This is a genomic window from Pseudomonas sp. zfem003 (assembly GCF_032621675.1).
Classification (GTDB): Bacteria; Pseudomonadota; Gammaproteobacteria; order Pseudomonadales; family Pseudomonadaceae; genus Metapseudomonas; species Metapseudomonas otitidis.
The window spans coordinates 313,564-340,200 of record NZ_JAVYJG010000002.1; the positions used below are offsets into that span (position 1 = coordinate 313,564).

General features: G+C 68.9%; 26 protein-coding genes. 12 read left to right on the plus strand and 14 right to left on the minus strand.

The genetic code is table 11. The annotated features are described in order from the left end of the window. Window positions 1–393: 393 nt before the first annotated feature. The 5 genes from RTK35_RS04835 to RTK35_RS04855 all read right to left on the minus strand — a co-directional run bounded on the left by RTK35_RS04835 (window position 394) and on the right by RTK35_RS04855 (window position 4,329). Complete coding sequence (locus RTK35_RS04835; RefSeq protein WP_316907514.1) at window positions 394–1,515, minus strand: SO2930 family diheme c-type cytochrome; 1,122 nt, start codon at window positions 1,513–1,515, stop codon at window positions 394–396. After that, window positions 1,512–2,753 carry a parallel beta-helix domain-containing protein gene (locus tag RTK35_RS04840; RefSeq protein WP_074970510.1) on the minus strand — a complete coding sequence of 414 codons (1,242 nt, stop codon included), beginning with the start codon at window positions 2,751–2,753 and terminating at the stop codon, window positions 1,512–1,514. Before RTK35_RS04840 ends, RTK35_RS04835 begins: the two co-directional genes overlap by 4 nt. Window positions 2,754–2,844: 91 nt before the next feature. Further along, window positions 2,845–3,291, minus strand: coding sequence for a GNAT family N-acetyltransferase (locus tag RTK35_RS04845; protein ID WP_316907515.1), 447 nt, complete (start codon window positions 3,289–3,291; stop codon window positions 2,845–2,847). A 3-nt stretch (window positions 3,292–3,294) separates the two neighbouring features. Next, entirely contained in the window at window positions 3,295–3,669 is a 375-nt protein-coding gene (locus tag RTK35_RS04850) for a thiol-disulfide oxidoreductase DCC family protein (RefSeq protein WP_074970506.1), read from the minus strand. Between the two features lie 72 nt (window positions 3,670–3,741). Continuing rightward, complete coding sequence (locus tag RTK35_RS04855; RefSeq protein WP_044401235.1) at window positions 3,742–4,329, minus strand: TIGR00730 family Rossman fold protein; 588 nt, start codon at window positions 4,327–4,329, stop codon at window positions 3,742–3,744. Between the two features lie 358 nt (window positions 4,330–4,687). On the opposite strand from RTK35_RS04855, the gene azu reads away from it, so the two are divergent. Then, window positions 4,688–5,137, plus strand: coding sequence for an azurin (azu, locus tag RTK35_RS04860; protein WP_182851116.1), 450 nt, complete (start codon window positions 4,688–4,690; stop codon window positions 5,135–5,137). A gap of 130 nt (window positions 5,138–5,267) precedes the next feature. Here the strand turns inward: azu and RTK35_RS04865 are convergent, their stop codons facing one another. From RTK35_RS04865 to RTK35_RS04875, 3 genes are all read right to left on the minus strand, one after another. Further along, the gene (locus RTK35_RS04865; protein WP_172432356.1) at window positions 5,268–6,215 is read right to left on the minus strand and encodes an IS110 family transposase; all 948 of its coding nucleotides are present in this window, start codon (window positions 6,213–6,215) and stop codon (window positions 5,268–5,270) included. A 490-nt stretch (window positions 6,216–6,705) separates the two neighbouring features. After that, window positions 6,706–7,731 carry a DUF1338 domain-containing protein gene (locus RTK35_RS04870; protein WP_074970502.1) on the minus strand — a complete coding sequence of 342 codons (1,026 nt, stop codon included), beginning with the start codon at window positions 7,729–7,731 and terminating at the stop codon, window positions 6,706–6,708. Window positions 7,732–7,811: 80 nt separating this feature from the next. Then, entirely contained in the window at window positions 7,812–8,723 is a 912-nt protein-coding gene (locus tag RTK35_RS04875) for a LysR substrate-binding domain-containing protein (protein WP_044401243.1), read from the minus strand. A 130-nt stretch (window positions 8,724–8,853) separates the two neighbouring features. Here RTK35_RS04875 and RTK35_RS04880 point away from each other — a divergent pair, with 130 nt between their 5' ends. The 9 genes from RTK35_RS04880 to RTK35_RS04920 all read left to right on the plus strand — a co-directional run bounded on the left by RTK35_RS04880 (window position 8,854) and on the right by RTK35_RS04920 (window position 19,889). After that, window positions 8,854–10,344: an aldehyde dehydrogenase family protein gene (locus tag RTK35_RS04880; protein ID WP_316907516.1), complete on the plus strand. Its 1,491-nt coding sequence runs from the start codon at window positions 8,854–8,856 to the stop codon at window positions 10,342–10,344. 33 nt (window positions 10,345–10,377) lie between these two features. Further along, window positions 10,378–11,661 (plus strand): FAD-binding oxidoreductase, encoded by a 1,284-nt coding sequence (locus tag RTK35_RS04885; protein ID WP_316907517.1) that lies wholly within the window; start codon window positions 10,378–10,380, stop codon window positions 11,659–11,661. 438 nt (window positions 11,662–12,099) lie between these two features. Further along, window positions 12,100–13,221 (plus strand): branched-chain amino acid ABC transporter substrate-binding protein, encoded by a 1,122-nt coding sequence (locus tag RTK35_RS04890; protein WP_142013985.1) that lies wholly within the window; start codon window positions 12,100–12,102, stop codon window positions 13,219–13,221. A gap of 275 nt (window positions 13,222–13,496) precedes the next feature. Next, window positions 13,497–14,411 (plus strand): ABC transporter permease subunit, encoded by a 915-nt coding sequence (locus tag RTK35_RS04895; protein WP_044401255.1) that lies wholly within the window; start codon window positions 13,497–13,499, stop codon window positions 14,409–14,411. Between the two features lie 2 nt (window positions 14,412–14,413). Continuing rightward, the gene (livM, locus tag RTK35_RS04900) at window positions 14,414–15,691 is read left to right on the plus strand and encodes a high-affinity branched-chain amino acid ABC transporter permease LivM (RefSeq protein ID WP_208275166.1); all 1,278 of its coding nucleotides are present in this window, start codon (window positions 14,414–14,416) and stop codon (window positions 15,689–15,691) included. After that, on the plus strand, window positions 15,688–16,563 hold the full coding sequence (locus RTK35_RS04905) for an ATP-binding cassette domain-containing protein (RefSeq protein ID WP_074970495.1): 876 nt from the start codon (window positions 15,688–15,690) through the stop codon (window positions 16,561–16,563). Before livM ends, RTK35_RS04905 begins: the two co-directional genes overlap by 4 nt. Then, entirely contained in the window at window positions 16,560–17,276 is a 717-nt protein-coding gene (locus RTK35_RS04910) for an ABC transporter ATP-binding protein (RefSeq protein ID WP_074970493.1), read from the plus strand. Before RTK35_RS04905 ends, RTK35_RS04910 begins: the two co-directional genes overlap by 4 nt. Before the next feature lie 96 nt (window positions 17,277–17,372). Beyond that, window positions 17,373–18,302 (plus strand): ornithine cyclodeaminase family protein, encoded by a 930-nt coding sequence (locus RTK35_RS04915; protein WP_316907518.1) that lies wholly within the window; start codon window positions 17,373–17,375, stop codon window positions 18,300–18,302. An 822-nt stretch (window positions 18,303–19,124) separates the two neighbouring features. Beyond that, the gene (locus RTK35_RS04920; protein WP_044401270.1) at window positions 19,125–19,889 is read left to right on the plus strand and encodes an SDR family oxidoreductase; all 765 of its coding nucleotides are present in this window, start codon (window positions 19,125–19,127) and stop codon (window positions 19,887–19,889) included. Here RTK35_RS04920 and RTK35_RS04925 read toward each other — a convergent pair. From RTK35_RS04925 to RTK35_RS04950, 6 genes are all read right to left on the minus strand, one after another. Next, a complete protein-coding gene (locus RTK35_RS04925; protein ID WP_316907519.1) occupies window positions 19,867–20,781 on the minus strand; it encodes a glycerophosphodiester phosphodiesterase in 915 nt (304 codons plus the stop codon). The genes RTK35_RS04920 and RTK35_RS04925 overlap by 23 nt on opposite strands. Before the next feature lie 264 nt (window positions 20,782–21,045). Continuing rightward, a complete protein-coding gene (locus RTK35_RS04930; protein WP_316907520.1) occupies window positions 21,046–21,618 on the minus strand; it encodes a HupE/UreJ family protein in 573 nt (190 codons plus the stop codon). A gap of 18 nt (window positions 21,619–21,636) precedes the next feature. Then, window positions 21,637–22,251 (minus strand): urease accessory protein UreG, encoded by a 615-nt coding sequence (ureG, locus tag RTK35_RS04935; RefSeq protein WP_044401282.1) that lies wholly within the window; start codon window positions 22,249–22,251, stop codon window positions 21,637–21,639. Window positions 22,252–22,260: 9 nt separating this feature from the next. Then, entirely contained in the window at window positions 22,261–22,932 is a 672-nt protein-coding gene (locus RTK35_RS04940) for an urease accessory protein UreF (RefSeq protein WP_074970679.1), read from the minus strand. Window positions 22,933–22,949: 17 nt separating this feature from the next. Further along, a complete protein-coding gene (ureE, locus tag RTK35_RS04945; protein ID WP_074970484.1) occupies window positions 22,950–23,450 on the minus strand; it encodes an urease accessory protein UreE in 501 nt (166 codons plus the stop codon). A gap of 171 nt (window positions 23,451–23,621) precedes the next feature. Next, on the minus strand, window positions 23,622–24,257 hold the full coding sequence (locus tag RTK35_RS04950; RefSeq protein WP_044401292.1) for a TetR family transcriptional regulator: 636 nt from the start codon (window positions 24,255–24,257) through the stop codon (window positions 23,622–23,624). A 177-nt stretch (window positions 24,258–24,434) separates the two neighbouring features. On the opposite strand from RTK35_RS04950, the gene RTK35_RS04955 reads away from it, so the two are divergent. Beyond that, a complete protein-coding gene (locus RTK35_RS04955; RefSeq protein WP_316907521.1) occupies window positions 24,435–25,541 on the plus strand; it encodes a ferredoxin reductase in 1,107 nt (368 codons plus the stop codon). A gap of 11 nt (window positions 25,542–25,552) precedes the next feature. Continuing rightward, the gene (locus RTK35_RS04960; protein WP_069560568.1) at window positions 25,553–26,635 is read left to right on the plus strand and encodes a fatty acid desaturase family protein; all 1,083 of its coding nucleotides are present in this window, start codon (window positions 25,553–25,555) and stop codon (window positions 26,633–26,635) included. Window positions 26,636–26,637: the final 2 nt, after the last annotated feature.

A 26,637-nucleotide genomic window follows, 5' to 3' on the forward strand; every position in this document is an offset into this window, starting at 1 on the left:
CGACCTGCACGAAAATGGTTCGTGCCGCCCTCGGGTCGGGTCCGCGGGTGAGCTTAGACAGGGAAGATGACCGGCGCGCAGGCGGAGGCAGCCGTGCCCGCCCCATCGCGGATGAATCCGCTCCCACAGGGGCGCGGCATAGGTAGCCCGGGCTTCAGCCCGGGAGGCCCGAGCCAGTCGGTAGGCCGGACGTCGCTCTCTACGTCCACCGACGGTGCGGCGGGGAACTCCGCTGTTGGACCGGTGAAGCGCGGTCCACCCTGCACCACCCATCGCGGATGAGTCCGCTCCCACAGGGCACAGCATAGGTAGCCCGGGTTTCAGCCCGGGAGGCCCGAGCCAGTCGGCAGGGCGGACGTCACTCTTTACGTCTACCGACGACGCGGCGCGGATCTAGCCCTGGCAGTTGCCCGGCAGGCTGGCGATCCAGCGTTGGAGGATGTCCAGGCCCTCGCGGTGGGTGGTGGAGCGACCCAGCTCCGGCATCATCACGCTGGGGTCGGTGCTTTCGACGCGGTAGGTGAGCACCGAGGCGTCGGGCTGGCCGGGGTGGATGTCCACCAGGCGGTCGCCGGAGCCCTTGCCCGCCGCCACCGGCTGCTTGCACAGGCCGTAGTTGATGCCCATCGCGGCCGCCGCATCGAGGAACAACCCGGAGGTGCGCGCCGGTCCCTTGGGGTTGTGGCAGTGGCCGCAGTTGGCATCCAGGTAGCTGCGGGCCTGGCGCTCAAAGGGCTCGTCGGGGCGCGGGTGGCCGAACAGCGCGTTGCGCGGCAGGTCGGCGACCGGCCCCGGTACACCGGCGAGAAAGCCCCGGGCCTGCCAGCGCTCCAGCTGGTTGGCGTTGCCGTCGGCGTACACCAGCTCGCGGTTCAGGTGGCGAACCTTGGGCCCGAGCGGGCGCACGCCCTCGCCGTGGCGCTCTTCGTGGCAGCCGGCGCACTGGTTGGCGTCGGGCACCTGGTAGTCCACCGCCAGGGGCTGCCCGGCGGCGTCCTGCAGGGTCAGGTCCAGGCTGGCGCCGGCCCATTCCAGGGTGGCTTCGCGCTGGGCTTCGTCCCACACGTAGGGCAGGGCCACCCAGCCGTCCTTCTGGCGCAGCAGGATGCGCGTCTCCACCAGGCGCACCTGGTCCAGGGCCAGGCCCTTGGCCGGGGCGCGCTCGTCGCGGGTGTTCTTCAGCAGGCGGCCCTGGGCGTCCTTCGGGTAGTAGAAGGTCTTGGTCAGCACCGTGCCCACCGGGTAGTCGAAGTGGTCTTCGCCGTACTGCGCGGCCTGGCCCTCCGGCATCCAGACGGTGCGCAGCTTGTGCGCGTAGTCGGTGAACAGCGGGGTGTTCAGGTCGTAGGGCAGCACCTCGGCGGCGGGCGTGAGGTGCCCGTCGCGCAGGTGCAGCATGCCCCACTGGCTGAGCGTCTCCGGGTAGGCATCGCCTTCGGGCATGAAGCGCGGCGCCTGCTCCCGGCCGCAACCGACGAGGAGCAGCAGCGCCAGCAGGAGCGCGCGCCCCTTCATGCGCCAGGCGCCTTGGCCGGGGTGCCGAGGACGATTTCCGGCAGGCGCGGCAGCGTGCAGCGGTGGGCGCTCATGTCGGTGCTGATGTTCTTGTAGCCGTTGGGGCCGTCGACGTTGATCAGCGTGGCCTCGCCGTTGTCGACGCAGATGCCCAGCTCCGCCGGCAGCTTGCCGTCCACCCGCTTGGCGGGGTTCACGTAGCCGTCCCAGAGGATGTCCGGTAGGCGGCCGTTGAGGCCGAACTTGGCCAGCTTGAGGGCCTTGAGTTCGAGGTTGTCAGGGCTGTCGCCGCCCGGTCCGAAGCGGTTGCCGTGGATGTAGATGCGCTCGGGGTAGGGGTCGAAGCTCTCCGAGGTGGAGAGGTTGGTGTAGCCGGTGCTGAAGTAGCTGCTGACGATGACGTTGGCGGTGCGGTGGCCGCCGATGTCGTTGTCGAAGATCTCCACGTCGTCGTTGGAGTTGATCACCACGCCGGAGCCCGCCGGCACGCTGGCCACCGGGGTGCCCTTGTGGCCGAAGTTGTCGTGGTCGTTGTCCTTGACCTGGTTGCGGTAGACCCGGGTGCCGTGCCCCGGCTGCTGCAGGTTGGGCATGTTGAACACGAGGATGCCGCCGGTGTTGCCGGTGGCGACGTTGTCGTAGACGTCGGCGCCGATGGTGTTCTCGATCTCGATGCCGGCGACGTTGCGCTCGGCCCGGCTGTTGCGCACCACCACGTTGCGCGACTGGCCGACGTAGATGCCGGCGTCGGAGGCGCCGATGGCCACCGCGCCTTCGATCAGGGTGTTCTCGGTCTGCACCGGGTAGATGCCGTAGGCGCCGTTCTCGGTGGCCGGGCCGTTGGTCCATTCGGTGCGCACGTTGCGGATGACGATGTTCTTGCCGCCCACCACCTTGAGCGCATCGCCCTTGGTGTCCTCCAGGGCCAGGTCTTCGATGGTGAAGTCCGAGGCATCCACCAGCAGCCCTTCGGCGCCGGCCTTCTGGCCCTTGAAGTTGAGGATGGTCTTGTCCATCCCGGCGCCCTTGAGGGTCACGCCGCTGACCTTGAGGCTGAGGCTGCGGTCGAGCTGGTAGGTGCCGGCGGGAATCTCGATGACGGTGCCCGGCTTGGCCTTGATCAGTCTGGCCTGCAGGTCCTTCTGGAAGTCCGCGTGGGTGGTGGGTGCCTTGTCCTGCTCGCCGCAGGCGGCCAGGACGAGTGACAGCGCAAGAAGGGAGAGAGGGGCGATACGCATGGCAGGCTCCGTCATTGCTTTTATTGAATTGGCACTATAGTGCTAAAAACAATGTGTAACCAGTTCTTTCAGGGGCCTGCCGCCCGGCGGTTCAGTCGGGCAGACGCAGGTGCAGGATGGGGAAGGGGCGGCCGGAGCCGTCCAGCTCGGAGCGCTGCTCCAGCTCGAAGCCCAGGTGGTGGTAGAAGCCCACGGCCTGCGGGTTCTGCTCGTTCACATCCACCGCGCGGGCGCCGTCCACGTCGATGGCGTGTTGCATCAGGCGGCGCCCCAGGCCCTGGCCGTGGCAGGCCGGGTCGACGAAGAGCATCTCCACCTTGCCCTCGGCGGTGCCGACGAAGCCGTGCAACTGGCCGGCCGCGTCCCGTGCGGCGGTGAGCCGTACGCAGTCCAGGTAGGTGTCGCGCACCAGGGGGCGGAAGAAGTCGATGTCGTCCTCGCCAAGGAAGTGATGGGTGGCGCGCACGGCGGCTTCCCAGATGGCTGCCAGGCGCTGTCGGTCGGTGTCGGTGAGGGGGGAAAGGGTTTCCAGGTCCATGGGTTACCAGTGTCCTTTGCGTCGGTTCCAGTGGTAGAGCAGGCGGGCGAAGGCCTTGTAGCCCAGTTGCGCCAGCGAATGGACAAGAGGCAGTGACAGCAGGCGGGCCTTCCAGCGCTCCTTCGGCGAGTGGCGCCAGAGCACGATGAAGGCGTCCACGCCCATGCGCTTCACGCCCTGCTCATCCACCACGTGCAGGCGCTCGCGCACGTATTCCAGCGATTCGCCGATCTCCGCGACGGCGTCGTTGTCCTGGTGGATGTCGGCCCATTGCACCTGGCAGGCGGTGGTCTTGTCCTTCTGCCCTTCGATGCCCGCCCGGCACACCGGGCAGGCGCTGTTGTAGTAGACCTTGATGCGGTCCTGGTCATCGGCCATGGGGCACTCCCTGCGCGGGCCGGATCGGCCCGGGCGCCAGGGTGCTGCAGCGCCCCTCGGGCTGTCCAGCGGTCAGTGCGGCTTGCGGTCCACCCACTTGGGCGCGACGGTGGGCTGCCAGGCTTCCAGGCGGCCGAGCAACTGGTCGGGGGTGCCGCCGACCTGCAGCATGCCGCGGTGCTGGTCACGCACGAAGCGCTCTTCCACCAGGTGGTCGAGGAACTCGGTGAGTTTGCCGTAGAAGCTGTTCACCTCCAGCAGACCCAGGGGCTTGCTGTGGTAGCCGAGCTGGCCCCAGGTCCACACCTCGAACAGTTCCTCCAGGGTGCCCAGGCCGCCGGGCAGGGCGATGAAGGCATCGGCCAGTTCGGCCATGCGGGCCTTGCGTGCGTGCATGCCGTCGACCACTTCCAGGCGGCTCAGGCCCTTGTGGCCGATCTCCGCCTCTTCCAGGCTGCGCGGGATGATGCCGATCACCTCGCCGCCAGCAGCCAGGGCCGCATCGGCCACGGTGCCCATCAGGCCCACGGCACCGCCGCCGTACACCAGGGTGATGCCGCGCTCGGCGAGGGTACGGCCCAGGTCGCTGGCCGCGCGTTGGTAGATGGGGTTGGCGCCGGGGCTGGCGCCGCAGAATACGCAGACGGAGCGCAAGGTCATGATCGGTTCCTGGCGAAAAAAAGCGCGCAAGATTACCGACTTCGCACCCGTCCCGGAAGCGGCGCATGGGCGCAGCTTCCGAACGGTAGGGACGCGCCGGGTTCAGTCGGCGCAGGTGCCGCTGGCGCCGGCAGCGTAGGCGGCGAGCAGGCTCTGCAGGAAGTTCATGGCAAGGCTCCGTTGGGATGACGTGCACAGCCTAGGGGCACCCGCCGTGGCCTGCACGACAAGGCTTTGTATCGCCCTGATAGGCGGTTGCCAATCGTGCGGCCCGTTGCCGCAGGTTATGGGAACTGGCGCTCGAGTCAGGCAGTCTTCCGTGTCGGGCGCTTTGCCCAAACCTGCCAAGGAGAAACCCATGATTCGCAAGCTCGTCGTTGCATCCGTGCTGGCCCTGGCCAGTGCTCCGCTGCTCGCTGCTGAATGCTCCGTGGATGTCGAGGCCACCGACCAGATGACCTTCAATACCAAGGAAATCAAGGTCAGCAAGAGCTGCAAGAGCTTCACCGTGAACCTCAAGCACGTGGGCAAGCTGCCCAAGGCCGTGATGGGTCACAACTGGGTGCTGACCAAGACCGCCGACGCCCAGCCGGTTGCCACCGAAGGCATGGCCGCCGGTGTCGACAAGGACTACCTGAAGGCCGACGACGCCCGCATCATCGCCCACACCAAGCTGATCGGTGGCGGCGAGAGCACCAGCGTCTCCTTCGACGTGTCCAAGCTGGCTGCGGGTGAAAGCTACGAGTTCTTCTGCTCGTTCCCCGGCCACGTGGCGATGATGAAGGGCAACCTGGCCCTGGTCGACTGATCACTCAGGCAAGGCAAGAAGGCCGCTCATTGAAGCGGCCTTTTTCATTGGGGTGTATGGATTCTGGACAGTTATCGAGTTCGCGGACGTCTCTGGTTTCGCCCCGCCGGGCGAGCAACCGTGTTCAGCGTCAAGCCACTTGAGGCCTGAAATGTGCCTGATCACGGAGCATCGCATTGAGGATGGTGAGCAGTTTCCGCATGCAGGCGACGACCGCTACTTTGCCGGGTTTCCCCTGTTCTTTTAGTCTCCGATAGAAGCTGTGCACGACCTCGTTGCGGCTGCGAATGGCCGACAGCGTGGCCATGTAGAGCACCTTCCTGACCTCGGACCGCCCACCCCAAACTCGCCGGGTACCCCGGTAGTAGCCGCTGTCCCGGTTGAAGGGCGCGACACCCACCAATGCCGCAATCTGCTTGCGGTTCAGGTGGCCCAGCTCTGGTAGTAGAGCCAGCAACGTGATTCGACATACGGGCCCAATACCTTTCACTTCAGCCAGCAAGTCATCCTTGGCCCGCCAGATCTCTGATTTTTGAATGGCATCATTCAACCCTGCATCGCTGGCTCTGAGGCGCTTTTCCAGCCACTGGATATGCAGCTTGATGTCACGCCGCAAGGCCTTGCCTGCTGCCTGCTGCAAGCGCAGCTTCTCGGCGACCATCATGTCGACCAATTGACGTCGACGCCCAACTAGATCCGCCAGTTCGAGCGCTTGCTCCTCGGGTAGCGGCCGTACGGTGGGACGAATGGCGATCCCGAATGTGGCGAGAACCCGAGCATCCAACGCGTCAGTCTTGGCCAGTTGGCCCGATGCCTTGGCAAAGTCACGGACCTGCCTTGGATTGGCCAGTACCAACGGCAATTGCTGTGCAGCCAGCTCCGCAATCAGGAGACGCTCCAGGCCACCCGTTGCCTCAGCCACGATGAGGTTGGGTGCCAAGGCCAGCATATCGGTGGCCAGTTGGGCCCTACCTGAAGCGTCGTTGGCATAGCGCTGGAGCGTGGCGCTGCCACTGACGAAGACATCGAGAAAGTTCTTCGAGATATCGATTCCGACAACGAGGAGTTCTTGGTTCATGGCATTCCTCTCTCACCCTGACTTGCAGAAACGAGCTTTGAGCTCAGGCAACCGTTCGGGTTAATCAAGAAGAACCTGCTCCGACCCTCGCTCGCCCACGATCTGGAGATCTAGTTTCTGGCGGTCTGAAGCAGGTGTGGAACAACTTACAAGTTTCTGGCGGTCTGAAGCAGGTGTGGAACAACTTACAAGTTTCTTTTTTCAGTCGCCAAAAAAGAAACCAAAAAGGCTCGCCCCTGCATACGGGTCCCGCTGCGCGGGACTTCCCTCGCTCCATCGTCGTTCCAGGGGCCCGCGCTGACGGGCCATCCCTGGCCCGGCAGCGCTCTCGCGACATCCATGTCGCTCAACCCCTTCCACGACGATTCCACTCGGCCTCCTGAAGGGGCAGGTTTCGCTGCCCCACCATCCGACCTTGGAATGGGAACGGCATGTGCTTCAGCCTCGCACCTTTCCCGTAGGAGCGAACTCCCGGGCAGGGGAGCCCGTATCAGGCCCCGACCTGCCCCGCCGTCATCTTGAAGATGCCCTGGGCATTGCTGCTGTCGAAGGCCAGGTCCAGGCGGCCGGTGCTGTCGTCCACCCGGCGCTGGATGAACTCCACGAAGGACCCCGGCACTTCCCGCTGCACCGGGCGGCCGCTGGCGTCTAGCAGTTCGCGCCGGACCTGCACGGCGCGGTAGGCGGTCTGCAGGACGCGGCCGGAGGCGGAGACCTCGATGCTCGGCTTCATCGGCCGGCCCTTGGCGTTCTGCTCGGCCACCAGGGCCTCCAGGTCGGCGACGCGGTCGGTCAGGTGGTTGAACATGTTGCCCTCGGTGGCGATCCAGGCCATCTCCACGCTTTCCTCCCGCAGGCGCAGGTAGTCCGCTTCGTGCGGGGCCGGGTGCTGGCGGTCGAAGGCGGCGTGGAGCGCCGGGAGCAGTTCGCGGGCCTGGGCCGGGCTGCACTGGCGCTCCCGCCAGAGCTGGTCGAGCACCGCCAGGTGCGTGGGCGAGAGCGGGTCGCGGCTCTGGCCCACCACGCGGCTCACGGCCTCGCGGAAGCCTTCGCTGAAGCGTCCCGGGTGCAGCTCGGAGACGAAGAACTGGGCGATGTCCTCCGGCAGGTCGAGGTGGCGGTAGGCGTGCCCGGTCATGTTCAGGCGGGTCAGCGGGTAGGTGCGCACGTCGGTGAAGCCCAGGGGCTCCAGCAGGCGGTTGAAGGCCTGGCGACCGCGCGGCAGCGCGCCGTTGTCCGGCCAGTCGACGGTGCGGATGGCGCCGTGGTCGAAGCACACCTGGCGCCCGGCGGCGCGCTGTTCCTCGACGTAGGTGCGGCCGATGGGCACCGCCTCCACCAGCTTGTGGAACAGGCACAGGTTGAGCGCCTCGGCCAGCCAGGCGCGGTGCACCTGCCGGTCATCGAAGGGGAAGGCGGCCAGGCCCTCGGGCACTTCCACGTGGGTGCGCACCCAATGGGCGGCGTCGGGGCCGATCACATGGGCAACCAGGTCGAACAGGCGGTCGGTGGACATCGGCGGCTTCCAGCGGCGAGGACGATGGCGTTATCCAAGCAGCCGGGCGGGGGCGCGGCAAACGAAAAAAACCGCTGCATTCATTCCGTTTTTTCCTGATGGGGCGGTTCCAGCTGCTCACGCATCCAGCGCACGAAGTCGCGCACCTTGGGTACCTCGGCGGTGTGCTCGGGGTAGGCCAGGTAGTAGGCATTGCGGCTGGGCATGGCGTGGTCCCAGGGGATCGCCAGCTTGCCCTCGGCCAGTTCCTCTTCCACCAGGAAGCGCGGCAGCAGGGCCACGCCGCAGCCGGCCTGGGCGGCGCGGATGCACATGTAGGAAGTGTCGAAGCGTGGCCCGTGGTAGCTGTGCTCGGTGTGCCGGCCCTGGCTCTGGAACCACTCGTGCCAGGCTTCCGGGCGGGTGGCGTTCTGCAGCAGCACCAGGCGGGTGAGCTGGGTGGGGTCGGTGAAGGGTGCCTCGGGCAGGGTGGAGGGGGCGCACACCGGCACCACTTCCTCGCTGAACAGGCGGATGCACTCGGCGCCGGGCAGCGCGCCCTGGCCGAAGAACAGGGCCACGTCGGCGCGGCCCTGCACCAGTGCATCCGGCTCCAGCTCGTTGCGCACGTCCAGGTGGATGTTCGGGTGGCGCAGGCGCCAGCCCTTCAGGCGCGGGATCAGCCAGCGCGCGCCGAAGGTGGGCGGCGTCGCCACCCGCAGCACCTCGGTCTCGCCGCCGTAGGACAGCATGTAGTGGGTCGACATCTCCACCTGGGTGAGGATCTTGCGCACCTCGGCCAGGTACAGCGCACCCGCCGGGGTCAGCTGCAGGCGCCGGCGCACGCGGCGGAACAGCAGGTGCTGGAGCATGTCCTCCAGCTGCGCCACCTGCTTGCTCACGGCGCTCTGGGTCAGTGCCAGCTCTTCCGAAGCGCGGGTGAAGCTCAGGTGTCGGGCCACGGCCTCGAAGCATTGCAGGGCGGTGAGGGAGGGCATGTGGCGCTTGAGCATGGGCGGGTCCGGGCGGCTGGGGTTCATGAGCAAACGGAATGATATGTGGAGCAAAGGTCGTTTGTTGGCAAGCCCCCGGAGCGGCTAATACTGGCGCCGACCTTTCATCCCGTGCTTTCCAGGAGTTCCCATGGTTGCCGCATTGCTCGATCGCCTGGGCGTCGCCCCCGGCCTCTACCAGCAGGGCGATCACGCCGTGCACACCCCCATCGACGGCAGCGTCATCGGCCGGGTGCGGCTGCAGGACCGTGACGAGGCGCGGGCCTGCATCGAGCGGGCCGATGCCGCCTTCCAGGCCTGGCGCCAGGTGCCGGCACCGCGCCGGGGCGAGCTGCTGCGCCGCTTCGGCGAGGCGCTGCGGGCGCACAAGGCGGACCTCGGCGAGCTGGTCTCCTGGGAGGCCGGCAAGATCGCCCAGGAAGGCCTGGGCGAGGTGCAGGAGATGATCGACATCTGCGACTTCGCCGTCGGCCTGTCGCGCCAGCTCTACGGCCTGACCATCGCCTCCGAGCGGCCGGGCCACCACATGCGCGAGACCTGGCACCCGCTGGGCGTGGTCGGGGTGATCAGCGCCTTCAACTTCCCGGTGGCGGTGTGGTCGTGGAACGCCGCGCTGGCGCTGGTGTGCGGCAACAGCGTGGTGTGGAAGCCCTCGGAGAAGACCCCGCTCACCGCCCTGGCCTGCCAGGCGCTGTTCGAGCGCGTGGCCGCTGAGTTCACCGAGGCCCCGGCGCACCTCTGCCAGGTCCTGCTGGGCGCCCGCGAGGCCGGCGAGGCGCTGGTGGACGACCGTCGCGTGGCGCTGGTCAGCGCCACCGGCAGCACCCGCATGGGCCGCGAAGTGGCGCCTCGGGTGGCCGCGCGCTTCGGCCGTAGCATCCTCGAACTGGGCGGCAACAACGCCATGATCCTCGCCCCCAGCGCCGACCTCGACCTGGCGGTGCGGGCCATCCTCTTCAGCGCCGTCGGCACCGCCGGCCAGCGCTGCACCACCCTGCGCCGGCTGATCGCCCACGAGTCGGTGAAGGCCGAGATCGTCGAGCGCCTCAAGGTCGCCTATGCCCGCGTGCGCATCGGCCACCCGCTGGAGGGCAACCTGGTCGGCCCGCTGATCGACCGGGGCAGCTTCGAGGCCATGCAGGCCGCGCTGGACAAGGCCCGCGCCGAAGGCGGCACGGTGTTCGGCGGTGAGCGCCAGCTGGCCGAGCGCTACCCCGGCGGCTACTACGTGTCGCCGGCCATCGTCGAGATGCCGGGGCAGACCGAGGTGGTGTGCCACGAGACCTTCGCGCCGATCCTCTACGTCATCGGCTACCGCGACTTCGACGAGGCGGTGGCGCTGAACAACGCCGTGCCCCAGGGCCTGTCGTCCTGCCTGTTCACCACCGACGTGCGCGAGGCGGAACGCTTCCAGTCGGCGGTGGGCAGCGACTGCGGCATCGCCAACGTCAACATCGGCCCCAGCGGGGCGGAGATCGGCGGCGCCTTCGGCGGCGAGAAGGAAACCGGCGGTGGCCGCGAATCCGGCTCCGACGCCTGGAAGGCCTACATGCGCCGGCAGACCAACACCGTGAACTATTCCCACGAGCTGCCGCTGGCCCAGGGCATCACCTTCGATTGAGCGGGTCGCTACACCGGCCCTGAGGAGTCGTGCATGTCCCTGCGTTCGTCCTGTCTCTGGGAGTCCGTGACACCGGCGTTGCCCGAGGCCGCCGCGCTGTCCGGCGAGGTCCGGGCCGACGTCTGCGTCATCGGTGGCGGCATCACCGGCCTGAACGCCGCCCTGCGCCTGCTGGAGGCGGGGCGCCGGGTGTGCGTGCTGGAGGCCCATGAAGCGGGCCACGGCGGCTCCGGGCGCAACGTCGGGCTGGTCAACGCCGGCCTGTGGATTCCGCCGGACGACATCGTCGCCGGGCTCGGTGAGGCGGTTGGCGAGCGCCTCAACCGCACCCTCGGCGGCGCCCCGGCCCAGGTGTTCGAGGTGATCGAACGCTACGGCATCGACTGCCAGCTGCGCCGCGAAGGCACCCTGCACATGGCCCACAACGCCCGTGGCCAGGCCGACCTCGCCAGCCGCTGTGCCCAGTGGCAGCGGCGTGGCGCCCCGGTGGAACTGCTCACCGGCCAGGCCTGCCGCGACGCCACCGGCACCGACCGCATCGCCGCGGCGCTGCTGGACCGCCGCGCCGGCACCCTCAACCCCATGGGCTACACCCGGGGGCTGGCGCGGGCGGTGGTGGGGCTGGGCGGCCAGTTGTTCCACCACAGCGCGGTGAACCGGCTGGAGCGCCAGGGCTCGCTCTGGTGCGTCGCCACCGAGCGCGGCACCGTGATGGCGCCCCAGGTGGTCATCGCCTCCAACGCCTACACCGAAGGGGAGTGGACCGAGCTGCGCCGCCACTTCTTCCCCGGCTTCTACTACCAGGTGGCCTCGGCGCCACTGGCCGGCGAGGCCGCCGCGCGCATCCTGCCGGGCGGGCAGGGCTCCTGGGACACCCGCCAGGTGCTCAGCAGCATCCGCCGCGACGCCGAGGGCCGCCTGCTGCTGGGCAGCCTGGGCAATGGCGCGCAGAAGCCGCTGTGGTTTCTCAAGGCCTGGGCCGACCGCATCCAGGGCCACTACTTCCCCTACCTGGGCAAGGTGGAGTGGACCCACACCTGGACCGGCTGCATCGCCTTCACCCCGGACCACCTGATGCGCCTGTTCGAGCCGGCCCCCGGGCTGGTGGCGGTCACCGGCTACAACGGCCGGGGCGTCACCACCGGCACCGTGGTGGGGCGCGCCTTCGCCGACTACCTGCTGGGCGCCTCGCCGGATGCCCTGCCGATGCCCTTCCAGCCGATGACGCCGGTGGCCGCCGTGGGCCTGCGCAGCGGCCTGTACGAGCTGGGCTTCTCCCTCTACCACGCCGGGCAATGCCTGCGGGTGGTCATCTGATGGGCCACCGCCCCGACCGCCCGGCCGGGCGCGGTGCGGCCCCTTCGCGACAGCGGCGCGCCGAGCCGGGTCTTCGCCCGGGCTGCGACGCCGTGTCCATCACACTGTCGGCAATCCGGACCGCCGCCCGGGCGGTCATGCACTAGCCTGTATTGGTGCGCGAGCCCGCCGCCCGCGCACCAGGCGTGTGCACTTCGGTGACAGTGGCAGTTACCAGGGGTTGCGCTTGCGGCGCCGGGGGTTGCTATTGCCTGGCGAGTGCCCGGAAAGAGGGGTGCTGCCGGGTTGCACCTTTGTCCGGAGGCGGGTTGCACATTGCCGTTCCAGACGGTTCGGAGGGCTGTACGACGTTTTTTCAGGACGCGCAAAAACGAGTGGCACGGCGCTTGCTGAAGTAACCGCTGCCAACACATAACCCCCCTCAGGAGCACAACTCCCATGCCTCACAAGTCTTTCAAGAAAGGTGTTCTGGCTGTTGCGGTTTCCAGTGTTATGAGTCTGTCTTCCCTGGCGTTCGCCGACGTGGTGATCGGCGTGGCCGGTCCGCACACCGGCGCCAACGCCTCCTTCGGCGAGCAGTACTGGCGTGGCGCGAGCCAGGCCGCCGAGGACATCAATGCCGCCGGTGGGGTCAACGGCGAGAAGATCAAGCTGGTCAAGGCGGACGACGCCTGCGAACCGAAGCAGGCCGTGGCCGTGGCCAACCGCCTGGTGGACCAGGACAAGGCCATCGGCGTGGTCGGGCACTTCTGCTCCTCCTCCACCATCCCGGCGTCGGAGGTCTACGACGAGGCGGGCATCATCGCCATTACCCCCGGCTCCACCAACCCGCAGGTCACCGAGCGCGGCCTGTCCGGCATGTTCCGCATGTGCGGCCGTGACGACCAGCAGGGCATCGTCGCCGGCGACTACATCGTCGACGTGCTCAAGGCCACCAAGGTGGCGATCGTCCACGACAAGGACACCTACGGCCAGGGCCTGGCCGACGCCACCAAGGCGCAGCTGGCCAAGCGCGGCGTGAAGGAGGTGCTGTACGAGGGCCTGACCCGTGGCGAGAAGGACTTCAACGCCCTGGTCACCAAGATCCGCGCCAGCGGGGCGGAAGTGGTCTACTTCGGCGGCCTGCACCCCGAGGCCGGTCCGCTGGTCCGGCAGATGCGCGAGCAGGGCCTGACCGCCAAGTTCCTCTCCGGCGACGGCATCGTCACCGACGAGCTGGTCACCACCGCCGGCGGCCCGCAGTACGTCAAGGGCGTGCTGATGACCTTCGGCGCCGACCCGCGCAAGATCGCCGACGGCGCTGCCGTGATCGAGAAGTTCCGCGCCAACGGCTTCGAGCCGGAAGGCTACACCCTCTACTCCTACGCCTCCCTGCAGGCCCTGGCCGCGGCCTTCAACGGGGCCGGTGCCAACGATGCGGCCAAGGCGTCCGCCTGGCTGAAGTCGCACCCGGTGCAGACCGTGATGGGCAAGAAGGAGTGGGATACCAAGGGCGACCTGAAGGTGTCCGACTACGTGATCTACGAGTGGGATGACCAAGGGAAGTACCACCAGCAGTAAGCGCCGGCCGGGAACGGCCGCGCGCCGGCCCGGCGGTGTCCACGACGCCGCCCGGCCTTCGAGCGACCGATCCCCGGCGTAATGGCTCGGCCGGCCCGCCAGGCGCCACCCGCACCTGGCCGGCCGGTGTGTTCCGGGTCCCGCTCGAATCCCACCTGCTTGTGCCGCGCAGGCGACTGCCCGACGTAACACGGCGATTCAGTGGCACCCGTCCGATTTCACTCGCGGGGGCTGGCCGAACCCAAGGCCCGTCCTCCAGAAGACGAGACTGATCAATGGACGGCATCTTCCTGCAACAGCTGATCAACGGCCTGACCCTCGGGTCGGTCTACGGGCTCATCGCTATCGGCTACACCATGGTTTACGGCATCATCGGCATGATCAACTTCGCCCACGGCGAGGTGTACATGATCTCCGCCTACCTCTCGGCCATCGGCCTCGCGCTGCTGGCCTTCTTCGGGCTCGAATCCTTCCCGCTGCTGATCCTCGGCACCTTGCTGTTCACCATCGCGGTGACCGGCATCTACGGCTTCGTGATCGAGCGCATCGCCTACAAGCCGCTGCGCAACTCCACGCGCCTGGCGCCGCTGATCTCCGCCATCGGCATGTCACTGATCCTGCAGAACTACGTGCAGCTGGCCCAGGGCGCCCGCCAGCAGGGCGTGCCCACGCTGCTGGACGGCGCGCTGAAGTTCCACGTCGGCGAGGGCTTCGTGCAGCTCACCTACACCAAGGTGTTCATCCTGGTGGCCGCCTTCATCGGCATGGGCGTGCTCACCTACGTGATCCAGCGCACCAAGCTCGGGCGCATGTGCCGCGCCACCCAGCAGGACCGCAAGATGGCCTCGATCCTCGGCATCAACACCGACCGGGTGATCTCCTACGTGTTCGTCATCGGCGCCGCCATGGCTGCGCTGGCCGGTGTGCTGATCACCATGAACTACGGCACCTTCGACTTCTATGCGGGCTTCATCATCGGCATCAAGGCGTTCACCGCCGCAGTGCTCGGCGGCATCGGCTCGCTGCCCGGGGCGATGCTCGGCGGGATCATCCTCGGGGTCGCCGAGGCGCAGTTCTCCGGGATGGTCAACACCGACTACAAGGATGTCTTCAGCTTCTCCCTGCTGGTGCTGATCCTGATCTTCCGTCCCCAGGGCCTGCTCGGCCGCCCGCACGTCGCCAAGGTGTAAGCATGTCTTCTGCCTCCAAGATCGATATCAAGAAGAGCCTGGTGGACGCCATCGTCGCCGGCCTGCTGGCGCTGATCGTGTTCGGCCCCATCGTCGGGGTGGTGCTCGACGGCTACAGCTTCAACCTGCAGCCGGAGCGCGTCGCCTGGATGGTCGGCGCCGTGGTGGTCGGCCGCTTCCTCCTCAGCCTGTACCTGCAAAGCGCCGGCGGCGCCGGCCTGCTGGAGCGCTTCGAGCGCGGCGGCTCCGGCGTCCACGTGCTGCCGCCAGACCACCGCAGCGCGATGCGCTGGGTGCTGCCGCTGGTGATCGTCGCCGCGGTGATCTTCCCCTTCTTCGCCAGCAAGTACCTGCTCACCGTGGTCATCCTCGGGCTGATCTACGTGCTGCTGGGCCTGGGGCTGAACATCGTGGTCGGCCTCGCCGGCCTGCTCGACCTCGGCTACGTGGCCTTCTACGCCATCGGCGCCTATGGCCTGGCGCTGGGCTACGAGCACCTGGGGCTGGGCTTCTGGAGCGTGCTGCCGCTGGCCGCCCTGACCGCCGCCCTGGCCGGGGCCATCCTCGGCTTCCCGGTGTTGCGCATGCACGGCGACTACCTGGCCATCGTCACCCTCGGCTTCGGTGAGATCATCCGCCTGGTGCTGAACAACTGGCTGAGCTTCACCGGCGGCCCCAACGGCATGTCGGTGCCGTCGCCGACGTTCTTCGGCCTGGAGTTCGGCCGGCGGGCCAAGGACGGGGGGACGCCGATCCACGAGTTCCTCGGCATCGCCTACAACCCCAACCTGAAGTTCCTGTTCATCTACGTGGTGCTGTTCCTGGTGGTGCTGCTGGTGCTCTACATCAAGCACCGCCTCACCCGCATGCCCGTCGGGCGGGCCTGGGAGGCGCTGCGCGAGGATGAGATCGCCTGCCGCTCCCTGGGCCTCAACCACGTGCTGGTGAAGCTCTCCGCCTTCATGCTCGGCGCCTCCACCGCGGGCCTGGCCGGGGTGTTCTTCGCCAGCTACCAGGGCTTCGTGAACCCCTCGTCCTTCACCTTCTTCGAGTCGGCGCTGATCCTCGCCATCGTGGTGCTCGGCGGCATGGGTTCCACCGTCGGCGTGGTGATCGCCGCGTTCGTGCTGACCATCGCCCCGGAGATGCTGCGCAGTTTCGCCGACTACCGGGTGCTGATGTTCGGCATCCTCATGGTGGTGATGATGATGTGGCGGCCGCGCGGGCTGATCCGCATCAGCCGTGCCGGTTTCGCCCCGCGCAAAGGAGTCGCGCCATGAGCCAGGACACCATCCTCAGCGTGCGCAACCTGATGATGCACTTCGGCGGCATCAAGGCCCTCAACGACGTCAGCCTGGACATCCAGCGCCATTCCATCTCGGCGCTGATCGGCCCCAACGGCGCCGGCAAGACCACGGTGTTCAACTGCCTCACCGGCTTCTACAAGGCCACCGGCGGCAGCATCCTGCTGGACGCCCGGGGCACCTCCACCGACGTCATCCAGGTGCTCGGCGAGCCCTTCCAGCCCACCGACTTCGTCAACCCGGCGCGCTTCGGCAGCCGCCTCTACTACAAGATGTTCGGCGGCACCCACCTGGTGAACCGCGCCGGGCTTGCGCGCACCTTCCAGAACATCCGCCTGTTCCGGGAGATGTCGGTGGTGGAGAACCTGCTGGTGGCCCAGCACATGTGGGTCAACCGCAACCTGCTGGCCGGTGTGCTCAACACCCCGGGCTTCCGCCGCGCCGAGCAGGAGGCCCTGGACCACGCCTTCTACTGGCTGGAGGTGGTGGACCTCACCGACTGCGCCAACCGCCTGGCCGGCGAACTCTCCTACGGCCAGCAGCGCCGCCTGGAGATCGCCCGCGCCATGTGCACCCGGCCGCAGCTGATCTGCCTGGACGAACCCGCCGCCGGCCTCAACCCGGCGGAAACCGAGGCGCTCAGCCGGATCATCCGCACGCTGCGCGACGAACACCAACTGACCGTACTGTTGATCGAGCACGACATGGGCATGGTGATGAGCATTTCCGACCACATCGTGGTGCTGGACCACGGCGTGGTGATCGCCCAGGGCGGCCCCGACGCGATCCGCAACGACCCGAAGGTGATCGCCGCCTACCTGGGCGCCGACGAGGAGGAGGTCGCATGAGTGCCCCCCTGCTCGAATTCAAGGACGTCGACGTCTTCTACGGGCCCATCCAGGCCCTGCGCCAGGTCAGCCTGCACATCAACGAAGGGGAGACGGTGAGCCTCATCGGCGCCAACGGGGCCGGCAAGTCCACCCTGCTGATGTCGATCTTCGGCCAGCCCCGCGCGGCTGCCGGGCAGATCCTCTACCAGGGCGTCGACATCACCCGCAAATCGCCGCACTACGTGGCCTCCAACGGCATCGCCCAGTCCCCCGAGGGGCGCCGCGTGTTCCCCGACATGAGCGTGGAGGAGAACCTGCTGATGGGCACCATCCCCATCGGCACCGCCCACGCCGACGAGGACATGCAGCGCATGTTCGACCTCTTCCCCCGGCTCAAGGAGCGGCGCAACCAGCGGGCCATGACCATGTCCGGCGGCGAGCAGCAGATGCTCGCCATCGCCCGTGCGCTGATGAGCCGCCCCAGGCTGCTGCTGCTGGACGAGCCGTCCCTCGGGCTCGCGCCCATCGTGGTCAAGCAGATCTTCCAGACCCTGCGGGAGCTGGCGAAGAGCGGCATGACCATCTTCCTCGTGGAGCAGAACGCCAACCACGCGCTGAAGCTCTCCGACCGCGCCTACGTGATGGTCACCGGGGAGATCCGCATGAGCGGCACCGGCGAGGAACTCCTGGGCAACCAGGAGGTGCGCAACGCCTACCTCGGCGGCCACTAGCCCGCCGTCACCCACGCCGCCACCCGGGCCACCGGGGGCGGCTGCCCCTGGAACGCGGCCACCGGCAGGGTGGCCGTGCCGGCAAAGGAGCGCGTCATGTCCAGCATCCGTTTCTTCACCAATGCCGAGGTCGCGGCGACCCTGGCCTATCCCGCACTCATCGAAGCCCTGCGCCAGGGCCTGGCGCAGCCCGCCGAGGCGCCGGTGCGCGCCTGCCACGCCCTGCCGCAGGACGCCTCGCTGCTGTGCATGCCGGTGTGGCGCACCGGGCAGGGCGTCGGCGTGAAGCTGGTGACGGTGTTCCCCGGCAACGGCGCCCAGGGCCTGCCCGCCGTGGCGGCGGTGTTCGCCCTGTTCGACGACGTCACCGGGCAGCCCCTGGCCCTGCTCGAAGCCTCCGAACTCACCGCCCGGCGCACCGCCTGCACCTCCGCCTTGGCGGCCGACCACCTGGTGCGCGCCGACGCCGAGCGCTTGCTGGTGGTGGGTACCGGCACCCTGGCGCGGCACATGGTGCGTGCCCATGCCTGCGTGCGCGGCTACCGCCGCATCGAACTCTGGGGCCGTGACGCGGGCAAGGCGGCGGCGTTGGCCACCGCACTGCGCGACGAGGGCTACCCGGTGCAGGCGGTCGGCGACCTGGCCAGCGCCGTGGCCACGGCGGACTGCATCAGCTGCGTCACCACCTCCCGCGAGCCGCTGGTGCGGGGCGAATGGCTGCGCCCCGGCACCCACCTCGACCTGGTCGGCGCCTTCCTGCCGAGCATGCGAGAGACCGACTCCGCCGCCGTGGGCCGCGCCCGGGTGGTGGTGGACACCCGCGAAGGCGCGCTGGAGGAAGCCGGCGACCTGCTGTTCGCCATGGCCGACGGCGCCTTCGACGCCGACCGCCTCGACACCGAGCTACGCGACCTGCTCGCCGGACGCGGCGCCCGACGCGATGCCACGGAGATCACCCTGTTCAAGTCGGTGGGCTACGCCCTGGAAGACCTGGTGGCCGCGCGGGTGCTGCTGGCCAGCGCCTGAGCCAGGCGCTCCACCGGCCCACCAGGCGGGGTCATGGCGAACGCCAATGGTGGATGGAAAAAGCGCCATCCAAGGCGCACAGAGCCTGTCCGTAGGATGCGGTGAGCTCGGCGAACCGCATCGATGCCCCGTACGTGGCGGCCATGTAGGGTGGGCCGGGCGGCGTTCCGCTTCAGCCCACCAGCGGTGGTCAACGTGGGCTGAAGCCCACCCTACGGCACCGCACGCTTCCTGGACGAATGAATGCACCCCTACCGGCGGCAGGCGGGCGCCTCGCGCTGCTCACAAAATCTGTGGACCGGGCTGTTGAAAACATGTGGGCAGCTGGCTGCCGGGCCCGACCGGCGGTCGCCCGCGGCGCTTGCTCGGGATTCGTACAGCCAGGCTTTTTTTAAGCAGAACAGTTGCTTGCGCGCGGGCCTTGAAGTGCCCTGGCAGTTATCCCCGTGGCCTGTGGATAACTGTGTGGGCAAGCTCTGGAGCCCTGGCCGGCAGCCCCTGCCGTCGGGGCGCCGGGCAGGCTGCTCGAAAAATCACCACCAGCGCCGGCAGGATTCCCTGGAGGCCTCGTGGTTGCTGGCGTTCACGAATGAAGGCGAACGGCCGGGCCGGCGCGCCCAGGCCCGCTGGAGTTGTCCCCATGATCTGTGGAACAGCCTGTGGCCTGCCTGTGGAAAACCTGGGGGCGGATGGCGCTATCCCACGCCCTGCAAGGGCCCGTTGGCGGCCGCCTGGAAATCCGCCACGGGCTAGGATAACCCGCCCGCTTTCTGGCACTGTGGGCGCCCCGTGACATAGCCCGCCCCAGCGAGGAGAGATTCCATGACATCCACCCTGTTCATCACCGGCGCCACCTCCGGGTTCGGCGAAGCCTGTGCCCGTCGCTTCGCCCAGGCGGGCTGGAAGCTGGTCATCACCGGTCGCCGCGAAGACCGCTTGAAGGCCCTGGCCGCCGAACTCTCGGCCCACACCGAAGTGCTGCCGCTGACCGTGGACGTGCGTGACCGCCAGGCCATGGAAGCCGCCATCGCCGGCCTGCCCGCCCAGTTCGACCGCCTGCAGGGGCTGATCAACAACGCCGGCCTGGCCCTGGGCACCGATCCGGCGCCCAAGTGCAGCCTGGATGACTGGGACACCATGGTGGACACCAACATCAAGGGCCTGCTCTACAGCACCCGCCTGCTGCTGCCGCGCCTGATCGCCCACGGCCGGGGCGCCGGCATCGTCAACCTCGGCTCCATCGCCGGCACCTACCCCTATCCGGGCAGCCACGTGTACGGCGGCACCAAGGCCTTCGTCCGGCAGTTCTCGCTGAACCTGCGCAACGACCTGGTGGGCACCGGGGTGCGCGTCACCGACATCGAGCCGGGCTTGTGCGAGAGCGAGTTCTCCCTGGTGCGCTTCGGCGGCGACCAGGCACGCTATGACGCGACCTATGCCGGGGCCGAGCCGATCCAGCCGCAGGACATCGCCGAGACCATCTTCTGGGTGATGAACCAGCCGGCCCACATCAACATCAACACCCTGGAGCTGATGCCGGTGAGCCAGACCTGGGCCGGCTTCGCTATCGATCGTTCAGCGAAGTGAGGCGGGTCGACCGCCCCAGCAGCTGAAGGGCGCGGTCGGGGTAGTCGGTGATCAGCGCCTGGGCGCCCATGTCCAGCAGGCGCTGCATCACCGGTTGTTCGTTGATGGTCCACATCTGCACGTTCAGCCCGCGCTCGCGGGCGCTGCGCATCATCGACGGCGTGGCGAGCTGCATCCCGGCGTGTTCCTCGGGGATCTGCAGGGCTTCGTAGGAGGGGCTCAGCAGGCGTTCCAGGCCGAGGCTCTGCAGCACCACCAGCAGCTTCACCGAGGTCGGCCCGGCCGAGGTGGCCACACCGGGGCAGACGCTGCGGAAGTGCGTGAGGCTGCGCTCGTAGAAGCTGCCGACGATGACCCGGTCGCGCTGCCCGGCCTGCTGCAGGGCGCTGCACAGGCGTTCTTCCAGCCCCACGTCGGGCACCTTGATCTCGATGACCTTGGCCACCTGCGGGAAGCCCTGCAGCACCGCGTCGAGGGTGGGGATGCGCACACCCTGGCCCCGGTAGGGGTGGCTCTCGCCGCCGTCGGCGGTCCAGCGGTAGCCGGCGTCCAGTGCCTGCACCTGGGCGAGGCTGAGGGCGGCCACCGCGCCGCTGCCCTCGGTGGTGCGGTCCACGGTGGCGTCATGCACCACCACCACCTGGCCGTCGGCGGTCAGGCGCAGGTCCATCTCCAGCATGTCCACCCCCAGCGCGGCGGCGCGCTCGAAGGCGAACAGGGTGTTCTCCGGCCACAACCCTCGGCCGCCGCGATGGGCGATCACCAGCGGGTGGTCCCCCAGCCCGGCGAGCACCGCCGGCCGCTCCACCGGGCGGCTGGTCAGCGCCATGCCCAGCAGGGCGATGGCCAGGAGGCAGAGCGGAACGAGGCAGAACCGGGCAAAGCGTTTCATGGGGCTTCCATTTCGATGAAGACGGGCGTGCCGAATCAGACCCGGCGACTATGACAAAGACATGAAAGCGCCGCGAGTGGCGAGGTGTCCCAGGGGCCCCGCGTGTGGGTGCGGGGCCGGCACTGCCCACATAAACGGTGGGCCAGCCTGTGGATATCTTCTGGGCAGATTGCTGCAGGCCTTGCGTTCTGTGGGCTTCCACCCGCCGGACGATTTTTCGCCAGCGGGGGAGGCCCGGGTCATGCGCAGGCCATCGAACCGGCTTCAGCCCGCCAGCAACCAGGCCCCGGCGACGGCCGAGGCGCCGCCGGCGATGCGCACCAGGGGCGCGGCGGCCAGGGGCAGGGTGCGCACCAGGACGTAGCCGATGGCATGCAGGGCGGCGGTGGCGGTGACGAAGCCGGCGGCGTAGCCCCAGGGGCTGGCCAGCTCCGGCAGCTCCAGGCCGTGGGCGACGCCGTGGGCCAGGGCGAACAGGGCGGTCATGGTCACGGCGACGGCCATCGGCGGGCGCACGGCCACGGCCACCAGCAGGCCGAGGGCGAGCACGGAGGCGGCGATGCCGGTCTCCATGAAGGGCAGCTGCAGGCCCTGGAAGCCCAGCAGGCCGCCGAGCAGCAGGGTGGCGACGAAGGTCAGCGGCAGGGCCCAGCGGGCACGGCCCTGTTGCTGGGCGGCCCAGAGGCCGACGGCGAGCATGGCCAGCAGGTGGTCGAGGCCGGTGACCGGGTGGGCGACGCCGGCCATCAGCCCGGAGTGGTCATGCCCGGCGTGGGCGAAGGCCAGTGCCGGGGTGCAGAACAGGGCGAGGGCGAAGAGGGATTTGCGCAGGTTCATGGGGGCTCCTTGTGGGGGTCAGGCTGCGCCGAGCAGGCCCTGTTTCTCGATGAAGGCGATGATGTCGTCCAGGCCCTGGCCGACCTTCTGGTTGCTGAACACGAAGGGCCGCTCGCCGCGCATCTTGCGGGCGTCGCGCTCCATCACCTCCAGCGAGGCACCGACCATGGGCGCGAGGTCGATCTTGTTGATCACCAGCAGGTCGGACTTGCAGATGCCGGGTCCGCCCTTGCGCGGCAGCTTGTCGCCGGCGGAGACGTCGATCACGTAGAGGGTCAGGTCCGACAGCTCGGGGCTGAAGGTGGCGGAGAGGTTGTCGCCGCCGGATTCCACCAGGATCAGGTCCAGGCCCGGGAAGCGGCGGTTGAGCTGGTCCACCGCCTCCAGGTTGATGGAGGCGTCCTCGCGGATGGCGGTGTGCGGGCAGCCGCCGGTCTCCACGCCGATGATGCGCTCGGGCTCCAGGGCCTCGTTGCGCACCAGGAACTGGGCGTCTTCCTGGGTGTAGATGTCGTTGGTCACCACGGCGATGTTGTAGCGCTCGCGCAGGGCACGGCAGAGGGCGAGGGTGAGGGCGGTCTTGCCGGAGCCGACGGGGCCGCCGATGCCGACGCGCAGGGGTTGGCTGTTCATGGTGCTCTCCTAGGAACGGAACAGGCGGCTGTACTGGCGCTCGTGCGCCATGCTCGCCAGGGCCAGGCCGAAGGCGGCGCTGCCCCGTGGGTGGGAAGGGGGTGTGCGGGCGGCCAGGCTCGCGGCCTGGAGGCTCGGCAGCAGGTGCGAGGTGAGGCGCTGGGCGGCCTGCTGGCCCAGGGGCAGGGTCTTCATCAGCACGGCCAGCTGGTTCTCCAGCCAGCCCCAGAGCCAGGCGCCAAGGGCCTCGTCGGGGCGGATGCGCCAGGCGCGGGCGGCCAGCGCCCAGGCGACGCCGAGGGTGGGTTCGCCCTGGCGGGCCAGGGCGTCGCGGGCCGGGGCATCCAGCTCGGGCAGGCCCTCCAGCAGCTGTTGCAGGGAGTAGCCCATCTGCCGGCATTCCAGGTGCAGTTCGCGGGTCTCGCGGCTGGCGCGTTGCTCGGCGCCCAGTTGCAGCAGGCGCGCCCAGTCCTCGTCGGCGGCGGCCTGGCAGAGGTCGAGCAGCATGGGCGCTTCGAAGCGGGCGAGGTTGAGGCGCAACTGGTCGTCCAGCCAGCGCCGGGCGCTCTCGGTGTCGTGCACCTGGCCCTGGTCCACGGCCATCTCCAGCCCCTGGGAATAGCTGTAGCCGCCGATGGGCAGCTGGGGGCTGGCCAGGCGCAGCAGTTGCCAGGCGCCCAGGGAGGGGCCGGCTTCGCTCACGGGCGCACTCCGAACTGGTGCAGGCGCGGGGCGTAGTTGAAGTCGGCTTCCAGCTGGTGGGAGTGGTGGTGGCCGCCGCCGTAGGCGCCGTGCTCGGGCTGGAAGCCGGCTTCCACGGCGGTCACCGTGGCACCGAGCTGTTCGAGCATGGCCTTGAGCACGTAGTCGTCCAGCAGGCGCAGCCAGCCGTCGCCGATCTGCAGGGCGACGTGGCGGTTGCCCAGGTGGTAGGCGGCACGGGTCAGTTCGAAGGCGTTGGCGCAGGTGACGTGGAGCAGGGCCTCGGGCCGGGCACGGACGCGCACGACGCGGCCATCCCCGGCCAGCAGGCAGTCGCCATCGCGCAGGGGCGGCTGGCCCCGTTCGAGAAACAGCCCGACGTCTTCACCGGCGACGGTGAAGCAGCGCAGGCGGCTCTTGCTTCGCGCTTCGTAGGTGAGCAGCAGTTCTTCGTCCCACTGCTCGCGGGGCGGGAGGCGTTCCTGGATGACCAGCATGGGCAGTTCCGGCAGTGTGCAATGCCGGTGCCTGAGCAAGGGGCTTGCCAAGACGGCGAAACCCCCGGGGCGCGGGCCTGTGGCGCGTGGGTGCGCAAGGACGGGGCGCTCGGGTGCGCGCTAATGGTGCGTGGCGTGGGTCGAAATGGTGCGCTGACGCTTCGGTCAGCTTCAGGCCCGGCCGAGGCCGTGCCAGTGCTTGCCGCCGATCATGATGAAGCGCAGCTGCTGGGTGATCTTCGCCGCCGGGGTGAGGTGCGCCGGCAAGTCGCGGGCGGGCGGGTCGATCAGCTCGGGCAGGGTGGCGAAGACGGTCTTCACCACCAGGTCGGAGACCACGTCGAGGGCGTCGTCGTCCAGGTGCGGCATGCGGTTGATCAGCTTGAGGTCGGCGGCCAGGTCGTCGGTGATGCGCTCGCGCAGGGCGGCGATGGCCTGGCGCACCGGTTGCGAGCCGCCGTACTGCTCGCGGGCGAGGAACAGGAACTGGCCACGGTTGGCGGCGACGGCGTCGAGGAAGATGCGCACCGAGGCGTCGATGATCCCGCCCATCTCGAATTCGTTGTGGCGCACCACGCGGATGGTGGCGCGGAAGGTCTCGCCCACTTCCTCCACCAGGGCCAGGCCGAGCTGGTCCATGTCGGCGAAGTGGCGGTAGAAGCCGGTGGGCACGATGCCGGCGGTGCGGGCGACTTCCCGCAGGCTCAGGCTGCCGAAGCCGCGTCCGCTGTCCATCAGCTGGCGCGCCGCGTCCATCAGGGCGTGGCGGGTCTGCTGTTTCTGTTCCGAGCGGGGCGTCGTGGACATGGAGCGAAGTCGAGGCCGAAGAATGGGCCGCACTCTAGGGGCTGTCACCGCATTGGTGCAAGTTGCGCGGCGCCCGGTGGGGCTGGAGGGCGGGTGTCGGTTTTTTCAGTGAACGACTGTTGACTGGAATTCCCGCGTTCAGGCAGCCTAGTGCACGACTGTTCACTGGATAGATCCATGGCCCTCATCCCCTTTTCCCTGGCCCGCCGACTCGGCGCGTGGCTGGCTCCGTTGCGTGCGCTGGTGCGCCGGGCCTGGCTGCGCGAGTCGGAGGTGGATTTCTTTCTCGCCCGGCTGCACCCGGTGCTGCGCCTGAACCGGGTGTTCGCCCGCGTCGAGGGGCGCCGCTGGGTGGCCCAGGACATGCTGGCGCTGACCCTGCGCTGCAACGGCAACGCCCGCCACTGGCGGGCCGGCCAGCACGTGCAGCTGCACCTGGCGCTGGACGGCGTGCGCCTGGCGCGCAGCTACAGCCTGACTGCCGTGCATGGCGATGGCCGTGTCGAGCTGGCGGTGCGTCGCCAGCCGGGCGGGCGCCTGTCCGGCCACCTGCTGGAGCGGGTGGAGGTGGGCCAGGTGCTGGAGCTGGGCCAGGCCGAGGGCGAGCTGAGCTGGCCCGAGGGGCAGGGCGATGTGCTCCTGCTGGCCGCCGGCAGCGGCATCACGCCGCTGCTCGGCCTGCTGCGGGAGGCGCTGGCGCGGGGCTTCTCCGCACCGGTGACGCTGCTGCACTACGTGCGCGAACGAGGCCAGCGGGCCTTCGTCGATGAGCTGCTGGCCCTGGCCCGCCGCTACCCGAACTTCAACGTGCGCTGGGGCCTCAGCGGCGATGCGCCGGCGCCCGGTGAACTGGCCGGGCGCTTCCAGCCGGAGCACCTGGCCGGGCTGGCGCCTCGGGACCTGTTGGTCTGCGGCCCCCACGGCTTCGTCGACACGGTGCGCCAGTGGTGGCAGGCCGCGCCCCGCGCTGGTCGCCTGCAACTGGAAGCCTTCAGCCTGCCGCGCACGGCGCCGTCTTCGGCCAGCCAGACCGTGCGCCTGGGCTTTGCCCGCTCCCGCATCGACGGTGAGGGCGACACCCACGGCAGCCTGCTGGAACAGGCCGAGGCCCTGGGTCTGCGGCCGGCCCACGGCTGCCGCCAGGGCGTTTGCGCGCAATGCACCTGTCGGCTGCTCAGCGGCGCGGTGCGTGACCTGCGCAGCGGCGCCATCCAGCACGAGCCCGACCAACCCATCCGCCTCTGCGTCAGCGCCCCGGTGGGCGACGTGACGCTCGACCTGTGACGAGGACTGCCATGCGCCACGACCGCCCCCTCGATGCCGAGGCCGCCCGTGCCTTCGGCGAAGAACTGGACGCCCTGCGCCAGCGCACCCTGGCCGACCTGGGCGAGACCGACGCCCGCTACATCCGCCGCGTGCGCAGCATCGCTCGGGCCTGCTGCTGGAGCGGCCGGGCCCTGCTGATGCTGGGCTGGTTCCCGCCCACCTGGCTGCTGGGCAGCCTGCTGCTGGGGCTGGGCAAGATCATCGAGAACATGGAGCTGGGCCATAACGTCATGCATGGCCAGTACGACTGGATGAACGACCCGGAATTCGCCGGGCGCACTTACGAGTGGGACATCGTCGGGCCGGCCGACTTCTGGCGGCACACCCACAACCACATCCACCACACCTACACCAACGTGCTGGGGCACGACGACGATGTCGGCTACGGGCTGGTGCGGCTGTTCCCCGAGCAGCGCTGGAAGCCGTTCTTCCGCTGGCAGCCCCTGTGGGTGACGCTGCAGGCGCTGCTGTTCCAGTTCGCCGTGGCGGTGCAGCACCTGCGCCTGGACAAGTACCTCAAGGGCCGCATGACCCTGGAGGAACTGCGCCCGCGCCTGCGCACCTTCAACGCCAAGGTGCTGCGCCAGCTGGTCAAGGACTACGGGGTGTTCCCGCTGCTGGCGCTGTTGCTGGGGGCCAATGCCTGGGCGGTGCTGGCGGGCAATGCGCTGGCGAACCTGATCCGCAACCTGTGGACCTTCACGGTGATCTTCTGCGGGCATTTCACCGAGCGGGCGGCGGTGTTCCCGCCGGAAGTGCTGGAAGGGGAGACCCGTGGCCAGTGGTACCTGCGTCAGCTGCGGGGCTCCAGCAACCTGGAGGGCGGCCCGCTGCTGCACTTCATGACCGGCAACCTCAGCCACCAGATCGAGCACCACCTGTTCCCCGACCTCCCGGCCCGCCGCTACGGCCAGCTCGCGGTGGAAGTGCGGGAGATCGCCCGGCGCTACGGGCAGGAGTACAACACCGGGCGCCTGTCCCGGCAGTTCGCCACCGTGCTGCGGCGCATCTGGGTCTACCGCCGGCCGGAAACCGCGCTGCCGGCGGCCTGACC